Genomic DNA, 13,158 nt, shown 5'->3' with positions numbered 1-13,158 from the left:
AAGTAACCATCCAAGAACAAAGCAACTTGTAATACGACAAAAATGGTAAAAAAGTTTTTATTTTGGCTATAATGAAAAGTTTGCGATTACGCAAAAATATTTTTTAGGAGTTTAAAATGAAAAAATTTTTGGTATGCAGTGTTATTGCTTGTAGTGCAATTTGCTTTGCGGATGATGAGATTGGTAGTGGTATATTTTTAGGGTTTGATACAGGATATGGGGTTAGTTTTGTCAAAACCACACAAACGCAAGGGTAGCAGACTAACTCTGCCACCACCACTATTGCCCCTAATAGTATAAATTTTGGTTTGAAAGCTGGGTACAATTTTTATTTCTTTAGTTTTCTTGGAGTGCGTGGGTATCTTGATTATCAATATGGCTTTAGCGTTAGTAGTCAAACTGAAACAGAGCAAAATCAAACTACAACCACAGGTAGTAAATTTTCTTTGCATCACATAACTTTTAATGTTGATTTATTGGCTAATTTCTTAAATACAGATAGTTTTAGTTTAGGTGGATTTGTTGGAATTGGTCTTGGATATGGGCATGCTAGCAATACTACAGCGAATGTCAATACAAGCACCACTACTAAATTAGCCGATGGATTTATTTTGCCTGTTAATGTTGGCTTAAGTATCATTGCTAGTGGACATCATAGGCTTGATTTTGGTGTGCGCATACCAACTATTGCTATGAATGCAGCCATCACTACGAACAATAATGCAAATAACAGACAAAATTCATATAGATATTTGCTGACTACCATAGGTTATAGTTATAACTTTTAGATTCTATAAATTTATTAAAATTTATAGAATTATCATTTTTTTTGCTAGAATGTTAAGCTTTTATTTTAGTTTAATAAGGTAAAACATGGCAAAGAAATCTATAGCCTTTAAATTAAAAAGAGAGACTTTTAGAATCTTAAGGCAACTTATATCGCTACCTAAGTTAAGTTTGCAAATATTATTGATAACGGGGGGGGGGGGTAATTGCCTTTCGTATTTATAAAATACAAAAGATTTTGAAAACGCACAACATTAAAGAAAAATTTAGCGATTTAAATTATCAAAATATAAAAAATGCTTTAATGGAATTTGCTTTTAGTAAAGAGTTTGATTTTAAAGATTCTATAGAATCTAATTTGGAAGATTCTAGTGTGAAAAATTCTAAAAATGCTAACTTTGAAGATTCTATAAATTTAGATTCTAAAAGTTCTAAGATTTATAATAACTTGAATGAAAAGTTAGAATCTAAAGGGCAAGATTCTAAAGATTCACAAAAAAACACAGAATCTAATTTGGAAGATTATAAAGATTCTAATAACACAACAGATTCCAAAAATACAGAATCTAAAAAAGCAAAAAATAAAAAACAACTATTTAAAATACTAGATTCTATCATTTATACAATTAAGATTCTAAATCCAAAAAATATAGAATCTTTTCTAAATTCAAGTGATTTTAAGACAGATTTTATTGATAAAAATCATCCTTATCCGCCGCTAATTAAGCCAGATTCAATAAATTATGATAGATTGCCACCACAAATTGCATGGCTACTAAATATTCCGCTGCCTAGCAATTATGAGCTAGTCTTGCTTACAAATGGCGGCAGTGCAAGCGATGTGAGTATGTATTGGCTGCGGCTTGCTGGCTTTGCGGTGAATGTTTTTTGGACGCTTGAGAAGGAAAAATATGTGCTTGATTATACGCTACTTTTAAAGGAGAAAAATGGCGAGATAAAACGCAAAATCGCCCTAAGTTTTACGCCTATTTTGTCGCAAAAAGGCGCGTTTTTACTTGCCAAAAATAGCAAGATTCTATATATCGCGCGCGACCCTTTTAGCCGTTATAAAGTTGGGGTAAATCATTTGGAGTGGGGGCAAATTATGGAAAATAAAAAGAAAAACCCTTTATCCACGCACTTTTTTCTAACTAGCGATTATAAGAATCTCTTTGTGGATTTTGCATATTATGGCTTTAGTGGTATTGTCAAAAAGCCTGAAATTGCGACTTTAAGCAAGGAATTTGTGATAAATGCGTATATTTTATTTACCACGATGTTTAACAAACTGCGTGATTTAGGGCTAGTTAGTGAGCTTTTTGTGATTGATTTTAATGAGCTTATGCCGCATAATGCGTATAATACGATGAAAAAAGTGGGAAAACATTTTAATTTTACGCCATTAGAAGAGATGCCTTGCTATACTGATAAAAGATATGGCGATTTATCGCCGAATCTACCTGTAACTTTAGAAGCAAAAAGTTGCGATATTCCTAATATTTTTGCTAGTGTTGGTGATAAAAAGTTATTAGATTCTATAGAATCTAACTCCTTAAGGGGTGGCAGGGCGGGAATAGATAAAATAGATTCTATAGATTCTAATAAAAATGTAGATGTTTCGCTGCCGCTCAACATGACGTCATATTCTAAAGAAAATATTAGTGTAAAAATCCACATAGGAATGTTTGACCATTTTAGAAATGCAAAAGATTTAATCGAAATTTCTAGCGAACTTTTTAGCGAAAAAATTATAATAGATAAAACTCAAATTAGATTCTATATTTCAAAATTTGAAATAAATACGCTAAAAAATAACCCAAAATTATTAGAATCTATTAAGATTTATCTAAAAGGATATATAAACGCACTAGATTCTAGAATCAAAGATATTCAAAAATATCTAATAAAAGAGCCACAAATATTAGCATATTTAGAATCTAATAAGCTCTTGTGCGATGAAATAAAGCAAAAAATGGACGTAGAGCTAAAATATTTTATTGACAACTACCCACAAATTGTAAAATCTTGGAAATACTACAATGAATTTATAAAAATGTGTGAAAAGTGAAAATAGATTCTAAAATTTAAAATTTAAATGTAAAATTACATTTATTTTAAAAAAGATTAACAATATGCAAACTATAAATTATATAAGGCGTTATGATATTCTCGTCTTGAGCGTGGTTTTTGTTTTTTTATTATTTATAAATGCGATTTTTCCACTGCAAAGTGATGATGTGAAATACGCCACTTTCACAAGTTTTGCAGATTCTATAAGCCACGCGAAAAAATTTTATATGGAGTGGAATGGGCGTTTGGGTGAGCTTATCCGCGTTAGCTTTGGGGATTATTTATCAACCTTTTGGTTTTATCCATTTTTTAATGCTGGGGTCGGCACGTGCGTGATTTATTTTTTCTTTTTTATAATGTATGAGCGATTTCCGCGAAATAATTTTGAAGATATTAGCACTATTTGCTTTATTTTGTTTTTTTTAATGAGTGCTACGATTTCCTTTGGCTCAGTTTTTTTTTGGCAGGCTGGGAGTATGAATCATTTGTGGGCGTGGTTTCTCATTTTGGCGTTTCTTATTCCTTATCGTGTGTTTTTGGCGCGGTATTTTGGGCGTTTTGTGGGGCTAGATTCTCATAATAATATGGAATCTAAGTCGCAAGATTGCATAGATTCTAAGAAAATAGATTCTATGGAATCTACTAACTCGAAATTAGATTCTAAAGATTCTATAGAATCTGCTAACGCTATTCACTCTAAAGATTCTATAGAATCTGTTACCCACCCCCTAACCCCCTCCGCAAGGGAGGGGGAATTAGATTCTAAAGATTCTATACAATCTAACCTATCGCCCACCCACCACCCTATTTCAAGTAGTGTGATACGCTCCATTGCAAGCATGGACAATAGCGTTTTGAAAACTTTGGCGTTTTTTATCCTTGCGTTTTTGGCTGGTTTTTCACAGGAATTAAGCATTGTGCTAATCATTACATTGCTCGCAATCACCGCACTTTGCTTTTTTAAAAAAATCGCCCTGCCAAAGTGGTATTATCTTGGAATCTTAGGCTTTATTTGCGGCTGGATTTTGCTTTATGTTAGCCCAGGTAGCACAAAGCGAATGCTACTTTGGATAGAGATGGGTCAAGCCCTTAGTATAAGTGATATTGCAAACTTGGGAATTGTCAATTTTGTTAAACGTATGCTAAAAATTTATAGTGCAAACTCTGGTTTTGGCACTATTACAATTTGTGCTGTGTGGCTAATCTGCGTATTTCAGGCAAATATTAGCCAAAAATCTAAGATTATTTTAAGCTTGGTTGCTACACTAATTTCTGTTCTTTTTTATGTTTTTAAGCTTGGGTTTATATTTTTACATCTTGGAATCTTATCATTATTTTTTTTTGCTTTTTATTATAAAAAATATAATATTAGATTCTATAAACTTATAATTATCAGCACTTTTTTATTAATATTATTATGTTTATATTTAGATTCTATAATACAATTAGGCTCAATTTTCCCTCGAGCTAAACTACATTTGGCATTCATAAATATGGCTTTAATGTTATCGCTAATGTTGTATTTGCACGACTTCAAATTCATTATAACATTGCGAAAAATCTTTGTAGTTTTGTGCATTTTGCAGATTTTGCATGTGGGCGTTGCGTGCGTGGATGCAAGGCTTAGGTGGAATAAAATGCTAGATTCTATCGCTTTGCAAAAATCACAGGGTAAGCGTGATATTGTGATAGATTCTAAGTATTACAAAACGCCACTATACAAGCGTTACGGCGACTGGGTGGACCCAGCTAGCAATCCAAATGATGAGTTCAACCAAGACTACGCAAAATACTTTGGCGTGGATACATTTGTCGCTAAAAATTTGAGTGAAGATTCTAAATAGATTTAAAAAAGAATTTATTTTACGTTTGCATAATATTCCTGCAAGTTGTAGCGGATAGGTAGGCTCAAAGTCACCTTGCCATTTTTTAGCATATCAGCTGGCGGGGCTGGCAGGGGCGAAGCACGTTCAAAAAGTGCCAACGTCTCGGCATTTAGCACATCATAAGGGCAGCCCTTTTTGATAGCACGACTTAGCACATTCCCACGCTCATCCATACTCACACGCACGATAATCACGCCCTCTTGCTCGCTAATAAGCGCGTCATTTGGATACTTTTTATATCTTGAGAGGTGCGCGGCTAAGATACTTTGATAGTTCGCCACATCGCTACTTTTGCTGCCTACTGCCTTTGTGGTGACTTGCTGCTGGGCATCTTGTCGCGGTGTGCTGGCACTTTGCTCCTTTGCCTCAGAATCTAGCTCAGCGCTCTTATCCGCACTCGCACTTTTCATTTCCACCGCTTTTGATTTAGATTCTAACTTTTCGCTAATTTCTTTGGCGCTTTTAAGCTCCGCATTCGAATCCAAAGCATCCGTAATGCTAGAATCTTTTTGCGCCTCCTGCTTTTGCTCCTTTGTCTCAACCTGCTGCTGCACGGGATTTGCCACTGCCTTTTTTTGATTGATGGCGACTTCTTTAAAGTCCTCAGTTGGCAGATTGCTAATCATCATTATGGATTGAAACGAGTCGCTAATCTCACCACTCAAGCCGCTATCCTCCATTGCTTTGTGTTTTGCCTCATAAAGCATAAAAGTGATTAACGCCAAGTGCAGTCCAAAAGAAAGGATAAAACTAATTATCCAGATTCTATAATTATTTATAAAATTTATTGTGTTATTCATAAGTTTTCCTATATTTAGAATCTTAAAATTATTTTATGAATATGGTGTAGCACCTATAGTTTAACTAACGTGCTATAGTATTATGATGTGTCATTGTAGCTAGAATTTATTAAAATTTCACATTTAGTCCCAAATGAAACATAAATGGCGTTTCAAATTCCACTTTATGCCAAATGTTTGCGTCAGTAGCGTTATTTGTTAATGCTCTAATATCAGCAGGTATATAGGTAGAGCGTTTTTCTTGTGTTTGATACATAAGGTATCGCACACGAAATTCAATCTCAAAAAGCCATATTTGATAACTTAAACCGGCATTTAAGCTCCCTCCAAAATGATTTTCATTTCCTAAATATTGAGTAGTGGTAAAGTTATAAATCGCACCCACACCAGCAAATACGCCAAGTCCACCATAATATCAAATTTATAATCGGCATTAAGTCCAATGGAATGCATTGTCATTCTACCAAGCGTTCCATCATTTGAGTTAAACAAAGTATTCATATAATCTGCATAAAGTCTTATACTATTACGAGGCAAAAAATATAAATCATAGCCAATTTTAACACCCCAGCTAAATCCACCTAGAATCTTGTCATATTCCCCAGGGACATCTTGCCAAAAGCTATTTGCAGCAGTTCTATACTCGTATTCTTGAGACATTTTTAAAACAGAAGCACCACCATATACACCAATAACAATTTTATTAGCACTATCCTTGCTTTTTTCTCCATTAGTTTCATCGGCAAAAACAGGATAAATAACAACGGCTAATAACAAGGGAATTTTTATAAATTTCATAATACTCCTCCAAAAAAGTGATATATGTCATTATAACGTAATTATTCTTAGAAATAAATTTAATGTCATAAAATAGTAATAAATAATAAAATATACTAGATTCTATAATTATAAACTTTATGCTAAAATTACAAAACAAATAAAATATAGAATCTAACATGAAAATCTTAAATGTGTTTTTTTTACTTTTTGTTTATAGTTTGTGTGTTGCATGTGCGGTTAATCGTCAAAATTTAAATGATGCACAAAGTGATTTACGAAGTTTTACTAGTGATGGGAGTTTTGTTCTTAGTGACCCTCCAAACGATAGGGCACGTATTTATTTCTTTCGTGATAATAGTAAGGTTGGTGCGTATTTGGGCTTTACTATTCGCATTATTTATGAACCAAATCTAAATTCAAAAGGTGAGCCAAACTATGATGATTATGTAGATAGTTTAGGTTATTTAGCCACAGGACGCACATTTTTTGCAGATATTTATGCTGGACATAAAGTAGCTATAGTTGCAAAAACAGAATTTATGAGCTATATCATTTTTACACCAAAAAAAGGTAAAATTTACTGCATTAAAGGTGATATGAAAAATGGAATAGGTATGCCAAGACCAAATATTAATTTTGTAAGTAAAAATGTGTGCGAAGACTCTTGGATTGATTATTTTAAGGTTGAAAATTTAGATTTCCAAAATCAATGGAGAAAAGTTTATAATGAACGTGGCGATAAGATTCTAAGTGAATCGCCTTTTAAAGATGAAGAAAAAAAGGAAGTTAAACAAACTACAGAATCTAAAAAGATTAAAACAGATTCTAAAAAACCTACAAAAACAAAAGTTTCAAAAAAACCATGATTTTTTATATTTAATTATGTTTGATGTTTATAATTGCCCTTATAACTTTACTTTCAAATTTTATTGTATAATTTCAGATTCTAAACCCGGTTTAAAGGAACATGATGGATATTCGCTCTTTGTATTTGGATTATTTTGAAAAAAAAGGGCATAAGGTGTATAGCTCGATGCCGCTTGTGCCTGATGATGCTAGCCTGCTTTTTACAAATGCTGGTATGGTGCAGTTTAAGGATATTTTTACAGGCAAGATTCCCATTCCAAAGCCGCCACGCGCGACTAGTTCGCAGCTTTGCATTCGGGCTGGGGGTAAGCACAATGATTTAGAAAATGTCGGCTACACCGCGCGTCATCACACGCTTTTTGAGATGCTGGGTAATTTTAGTTTTGGTGATTATTTTAAAAAAGAGGCGATTGCGTTCGCGTGGGAATTTGTGACGCAGATTCTAAAGTTTGACAAAAATGACTTGTATGTGACCGTGCATGAGAGTGATGATGAGGCGTTTAATCTTTGGTGCGAACACATTTCGCCTGATAGAATCAAACGAATGGGCGATAAAGATAACTTTTGGCAGATGGGCGATACAGGTCCGTGTGGTCCTTGTAGTGAGATTTATGTAGACCAGGGCGATAAATATTTTAATACGAGTGAAGATTATTTTGGCGGTGATGGCGATAGATTCTTAGAAATATGGAATCTTGTTTTTATGCAATATGAGCAACGTGATGGTGTGCGGAAGCCCTTGCCAAAGCCTAGCATTGATACAGGCATGGGCTTAGAGCGTGTGATTGCTTTGAAAGAAGGGAAAATTAATAATTTTGATACATCGCTTTTTGCGCCTTTGATGAGCGTGATTGAGCGTTTGACGGGGGAAAAATATTACCATGATGATGAGATTTACAATATGGGCAATTCGTCTCGCACGCAATCTTTGCGGGAGCTTGATTCTCGCTGTGTCGATGAACGTTTAAGTTCTATCTCCTTGCTCGAATCTACGCAACCCGCAAATCTTGCGCACGATACTAGAATTGCCAATCCCACGAATAAAGATTCCATAGAATCTATAAAAGAAATCAAGACAATTCAAGCGTCATTCAGGGTTATAGCCGACCATTCTCGTAGCGTGGCTTTTTTACTCGCTCAAGGCGTAAATTTCGACAAAGAAGGGCGCGGCTATGTCTTGCGTAGAATCTTGCGGCGCGCAGTTCGTCATGGCTATCTTTTGGGCTTACGCAAAGCCTTTCTTTACGAAGTAGTCGGCGCAGTGTGTGATTCTATGGGACAACATTACACATATTTGATTGAGAAAAAAGATTCTATACAAAAGCAGTGTAAGGCTGAAGAGGAGCGATTTTTTGAGACGATAGAATCTGGAATGGAGCTTTTTAGCAAGGAGCTAGATTCTATGAAAAGTGCGGCTAAGTCGGTATTTAGTGGCGAGACGGCGTTTAAGCTTTACGATACTTTTGGATTCCCATTAGATTTAACGCAAGATATGTTGCGCGAGCATAATTTGAATGTGGATTTAGCGGCGTTTGAATCTTGTATGCAAGAGCAGAAAAATCGTTCTAAGGCAAGTTGGAAAGGCAGCGGCGATGCGGCTAAAGATGGCGATTTTAAGGAGCTAATAACTGAATTTGGCGAGAATAAATTTGTAGGATATGAAAGTATGGAATCTAGTAGCGTGATTTTGGCGATGTTAGATTCTAATTTTAAGCGAGTTTTGGATTTGAAAAGTGGCGAAGAAGGCTATATTTTGCTTAACGAAACGCCGTTTTATCCTGAATCTGGCGGACCTGTGGGAGATAAAGGAAGTATAGAATCTAAAGATTCTAAAATAGCCAACGTAATCGACACCAAAAAATATTTTGGACTAAATTTGTCTAAAATCAAAGCCCTAAAGCCTTTGAAAATCGGCGAGAAAGTCATCGCAAAAGTCTCAACAGAGCGTTACGAAATCGCAAAACACCACTCCGCCACGCACCTTTTACACTACGCATTACGCGAGATTTTAGGCACTCACATCGCCCAAGCAGGCAGCCTTGTAGAAGCAAATCGTTTGCGTTTTGACTTCTCCCACACAAAGCCTGTAAGTAGCGAGGAGCTAGAAAAAATCCAAGACTTAGTCAATGAAAAAATTATGGAATCTAGCGTCCAAATTTGCGAAATTATGGATATTGAAAAAGCCAAAAATAAGGGCGCAATGGCACTTTTTGGCGAGAAATATGGCAATGAAGTTCGCGTTATAACCTTTGGAGATTCTATAGAGTTATGCGGTGGAATCCATGTTGCAAATACCGCTGAAATCGGTAGTTTTTACATTATCAAAGAAAGCGGCGTAAGTAGCGGCGTGCGGCGAATCGAAGCGGTGTGCGGACATGCGGCATATTTGCATGGCAAAGTCGCGCTAGATTCTATAAAAGAAGCAAAAGAAATGCTAAAAGCTCAAGATGTATTGCAAGGAATCACGCGTTTAAAAACCGAGCTAAAAGAGCTAAAAAATCGCGGAGTGCAAGGGGGAGTAAGCGTTAAAAAGCTAGATTTTGAAATGATAGGCAATGCGAAATTAATCGTTAGCTTTTTAGATTCTATAAACGCAAATGAAGCAAAAGATTTAGTGGATAAAGCCAAAAATGAGAATGAAAAAGTCGCCATTTTGATAATCACTTTAAGTGGTGAAAAAATCGCAATTACCGCTGGAGTTAAGGGCATTTCAGGGCTTAAAGCTGGAGCGTGGGTAAAAGAAGTAGCGAGTATTCTTGGTGGAAATGGCGGCGGAAGAGATGACTTTGCCACCGCTGGCGGAAAAGATTCTAGCAAAATCCCAAACGCCATAAACACCGCAAAAGAGTATGCAAATAAAATTATTATTTCATTGTAACGATAAAAACATATAAATTTTAAAACAAATTAAAGGAGGAACATGAAAATTTTCGTTTGCATATTATTTATGTTAAACATGCTATTAGCACAAAATATTGGTAGTATCGATAAAGTAGATTTAGTAGATTCTAAAAGTTTGGCTAATGATTCTAGAATCTTGGGTCAATATGAGCCATATTCTAATATGCAATATAGATTTGGTTTTGGAGCTAGTTATGGAATGGATTCTATAAATTCTAACGTGATAAAAGGGATAAATCACAAATACGGTATTATTTTCTCAAATAATTTTATTTTTCCCAATAATTTTATAATAGAGAATCCTGTTATTTTATCATATCTTGTACCTAATAATTCTTATTTTAAGGCTTATTTTAATAACATTGGTGATGGCGGCGACATTGATATATCAGCACTTGGTGGCTATATAATGCAGTTTGCTAAACTTAGAATCTTGCTAAAAGCAGGAATAGGATATTATTTTAGCTACATTTATGCTAGTCGCACTCGTCTTGATAGTGCAGGATATACAAGCGATATAGGTTATGCAATGTATAATGGTTTAAGCTTAAAAATGGGCGTTGAGTTAGGATTTGATAGTATAGAATATAATAAAAAAATAGATAACTCCAGCATTCAAGCTAGTCTCAATAAACATTCACTAGGAATTATTTTTACCTATTACCCACTTTTAAATGAAAAATTACAACTATTAGAATCTTCACAAGCTACAAATGCTGCATTTATAGCTATCACACACAAATATAATAATTTTTTATATAACACTTTTGGTTTAAATGTGTATTATTTGTATAGATTTTAACTTACACATTCATGTAAATTATTTAGCATATTTCTTTTTGAATCTTTCCACGCGTCCCGTAGTATCAGCAATCTTATCACTACCTGTATAAAATGGATGGCAAAAACTAGAAATATCTATTCGTAAATCAGGCTTTGTGCTTAGTACCTCTATCTCTTTCCCACTTGTAACGCATTTTACCTTACATGGAATATATTGTGGATGTATTCCCTTTTTCATTTTAGCTCCTTAAAATTATCAAATAAAATCAAACATTATATCTATATTTAGTTAATATAGTTATAATATCAGTATTATTTTATAAAAAAGGATAATTATGGAAAATAAAGATATGCAAAATATGGATTTTGAAGCACATTTAGAAAAAGTAAAACAAATTGTGGATGCGTTAAATAAGGAGAATATAAACCTAAAGGATGGTTTGAAACTATACAAGGAAGCACAAAATCATTTATCTATTGCAAATAGTATGTTAGAATCAGCAGAGTTTGAACTGAAAGAATTAATCAATCAAAACTAAACATTTTTTAAGTATCACTTTAATAAACAAAAACATCTTAAAGTATATTAAGACTTTACAAATTTAGATTATTTCTTATTTTATCTATATACTAAAAATTATAAATATTTTAGATTCTATAATTTAGCAAAAAGGTTAAAAAATGCTAGTTTTTAAAAATGCGAATGTGTTTTGTGAGAATGAGTTTAGGAAAAAGATTATTTGTGTGGAAGATTCTAAGATTTCGCATATTTTTTCGCAAAATGATTATGATGAGTTTAAGGCGAAATTGACTAAGCAAGATTCTTATAATATTATAGAATCTAGTATTTTAGATTCTAAAAATTCTAAATATAATAATAGCGAATTTATAGAATCTAGTAAAAAAGATTCTAAAAATATAGAATCTAAACATTACAAAAATCATAATTTAGATTCTAAAAAGTTAGAAAATATAGAATCTAAAGATTCTAAAAATACAAATATAGATTGCCACGATTTGCCAAATAAATTTGCCAAATCTCGCAATGACGCCAAAACTTTTGCAGATTCTAAAGACTCCAAAAATCATAACTTTATAGAATCTAAACCTACAATATTTGAAATAAATTGTGAAAATCTTTGCATAATTCCAAGCTGCATTGATATAAATATTTTCCCCCTTGATAAAAAAATGAATGCCAAAACTATTCATACACTAAGTCAAAAAGCTCTAAATGGCGGTGTTTCCACACTTTTCCTTAATCCATACACCACCCCTGCGATAAATAATGAAGCAATGATTGCCCTTTTGCAAAGCATAAATAATAGCGAGCTAGTCAATATTTTTAGCCTTATTCCTAGCACGATTGCACCCGAAAATGAAGCGATAAAAAATACGATTAATAGTAGCGATAAACTTAGCAATATTGATACTTTATACGCTTTAAATAAGGATTTTAATAACATTTCAAGTGCGATTTTTTGCAATTCTTACATCGGCTCAAACCTGCTATATCAAGCCATGCAATACGCCAAAATGCTAAATGTCCCGCTTTGTGCGTTCCCATTTGACTTTAATATCGAGCAGGGCGTAGCTTATGAAAGTGCCTTTGCGCGCGGTCTTGGGCTACCTATGATTACGCCGATAGGACAGATAAAAGAGGTTGCAAAAATCAAGGAAATGGCGAAATTTTTGGACTTAAAAGTCATTTTAATGAGCCTAAATATCGCGTATTGCTTTGATATGGTCTGCCATGAGCGTAACATTTTTACACAAGTTGGGCTGCCGCACCTTATTTTTAGCGAACGCGACATCAAAAACTATGACACGCGCTACAAGATTATGCCGCCTTTGCTAACGCGAAGCAAGAAAGAAAAGCTATTAAAAAAGCTAGTTGAGGGCAAGATTAGTTTGCTTTCAAGTATGCAAAATGCGGTCTCAAAGCAGTTTAAGGAGCAGGTTTTTGAGTTTGCGCCCTTTAGCGTGGAGGGCTTGGAGGGCTTTTTTAGCATTGCATACACGCATCTTGTCCGCTCTGGGCTTATCACGCTTTCGCATTTGCTGGAGCTTGTAAGCGGCAATGCGAGCGATTTAATGGGGCTAAATAAGGGACGCTTGGAAGCTAATCGTGACGCTGATTTTATGATAATTGATTTAGATTCTAAATATGTGATAAATAACCCACTTAGCCCATATCACAATATGGAAGTGTATGGAATCTTGCATAGCGTGGTGATAAATGGACATATTTGTGATGTGAAAAATAGTTGAGATTCTATAAAGAT

Annotated in this window: 14 protein-coding genes; 10 read left to right on the top strand and 4 right to left on the bottom strand. The window is 34.2% G+C overall.

The features are described 5' to 3' along the window. The first annotated feature begins 116 nt into the window (after positions 1–116). The 5 genes from LS64_RS12380 (at position 117) to LS64_RS04675 (ending at position 4,700) form a co-directional block, all read left to right on the top strand. A complete protein-coding gene (locus tag LS64_RS12380) occupies positions 117–257 on the top strand; it encodes a hypothetical protein (RefSeq protein ID WP_160659370.1) in 141 nt (46 codons plus the stop codon). 51 nt (positions 258–308) lie between these two features. Beyond that, positions 309–788 (top strand): outer membrane beta-barrel protein, encoded by a 480-nt coding sequence (locus LS64_RS04685; protein WP_160659371.1) that lies wholly within the window; start codon positions 309–311, stop codon positions 786–788. An 85-nt stretch (positions 789–873) separates the two neighbouring features. Then, entirely contained in the window at positions 874–1,011 is a 138-nt protein-coding gene (locus LS64_RS12375; RefSeq protein WP_160662268.1) for a hypothetical protein, read from the top strand. A gap of 13 nt (positions 1,012–1,024) precedes the next feature. Then, complete coding sequence (locus tag LS64_RS04680; protein WP_034571233.1) at positions 1,025–2,854, top strand: DUF2972 domain-containing protein; 1,830 nt, start codon at positions 1,025–1,027, stop codon at positions 2,852–2,854. Positions 2,855–2,918: 64 nt separating this feature from the next. Next, positions 2,919–4,700: a DUF6056 family protein gene (locus tag LS64_RS04675; RefSeq protein WP_034571229.1), complete on the top strand. Its 1,782-nt coding sequence runs from the start codon at positions 2,919–2,921 to the stop codon at positions 4,698–4,700. A 14-nt stretch (positions 4,701–4,714) separates the two neighbouring features. Here LS64_RS04675 and LS64_RS04670 read toward each other — a convergent pair whose 3' ends face one another. From LS64_RS04670 to LS64_RS04660, 3 genes are all read right to left on the bottom strand, one after another. Beyond that, entirely contained in the window at positions 4,715–5,542 is an 828-nt protein-coding gene (locus LS64_RS04670; protein ID WP_052062428.1) for an energy transducer TonB, read from the bottom strand. A 109-nt stretch (positions 5,543–5,651) separates the two neighbouring features. After that, the gene (locus LS64_RS04665; RefSeq protein WP_052062427.1) at positions 5,652–5,927 is read right to left on the bottom strand and encodes a hypothetical protein; all 276 of its coding nucleotides are present in this window, start codon (positions 5,925–5,927) and stop codon (positions 5,652–5,654) included. Further along, positions 5,888–6,340, bottom strand: coding sequence for a hypothetical protein (locus LS64_RS04660; RefSeq protein WP_052062426.1), 453 nt, complete (start codon positions 6,338–6,340; stop codon positions 5,888–5,890). The genes LS64_RS04665 and LS64_RS04660 overlap by 40 nt, the downstream gene beginning before the upstream one ends. A gap of 158 nt (positions 6,341–6,498) precedes the next feature. Here LS64_RS04660 and LS64_RS04655 point away from each other — a divergent pair, with 158 nt between their 5' ends. From LS64_RS04655 to LS64_RS04645, 3 genes are all read left to right on the top strand, one after another. Further along, positions 6,499–7,188, top strand: a complete 690-nt coding sequence (locus LS64_RS04655; RefSeq protein WP_064773705.1) for a hypothetical protein — start codon at positions 6,499–6,501, stop codon at positions 7,186–7,188. Between the two features lie 104 nt (positions 7,189–7,292). Beyond that, the gene (gene alaS, locus LS64_RS04650; protein WP_034571226.1) at positions 7,293–10,067 is read left to right on the top strand and encodes an alanine--tRNA ligase; all 2,775 of its coding nucleotides are present in this window, start codon (positions 7,293–7,295) and stop codon (positions 10,065–10,067) included. Between the two features lie 42 nt (positions 10,068–10,109). After that, the gene (locus LS64_RS04645; RefSeq protein ID WP_034571223.1) at positions 10,110–10,892 is read left to right on the top strand and encodes a hypothetical protein; all 783 of its coding nucleotides are present in this window, start codon (positions 10,110–10,112) and stop codon (positions 10,890–10,892) included. An 18-nt stretch (positions 10,893–10,910) separates the two neighbouring features. Here LS64_RS04645 and rpmE read toward each other — a convergent pair whose 3' ends face one another. Next, positions 10,911–11,111 (bottom strand): 50S ribosomal protein L31, encoded by a 201-nt coding sequence (rpmE, locus tag LS64_RS04640; RefSeq protein WP_034571220.1) that lies wholly within the window; start codon positions 11,109–11,111, stop codon positions 10,911–10,913. Between the two features lie 97 nt (positions 11,112–11,208). On the opposite strand from rpmE, the gene xseB reads away from it, so the two are divergent. Then, the gene (gene xseB, locus LS64_RS04635; RefSeq protein ID WP_237416276.1) at positions 11,209–11,412 is read left to right on the top strand and encodes an exodeoxyribonuclease VII small subunit; all 204 of its coding nucleotides are present in this window, start codon (positions 11,209–11,211) and stop codon (positions 11,410–11,412) included. Positions 11,413–11,554: 142 nt separating this feature from the next. Next, a complete protein-coding gene (locus LS64_RS04630; protein WP_052062425.1) occupies positions 11,555–13,144 on the top strand; it encodes an amidohydrolase family protein in 1,590 nt (529 codons plus the stop codon). The last annotated feature ends 14 nt before the right edge of the window (positions 13,145–13,158 follow it).

Origin of the sequence: Helicobacter saguini, assembly GCF_000762875.2 — a bacterium.
Classification (GTDB): domain Bacteria; phylum Campylobacterota; class Campylobacteria; order Campylobacterales; family Helicobacteraceae; genus Helicobacter_A; species Helicobacter_A saguini.
Note: the sequence above shows the minus strand (reverse complement) of the source record. Positions and strands in the feature narration are given on the sequence as shown.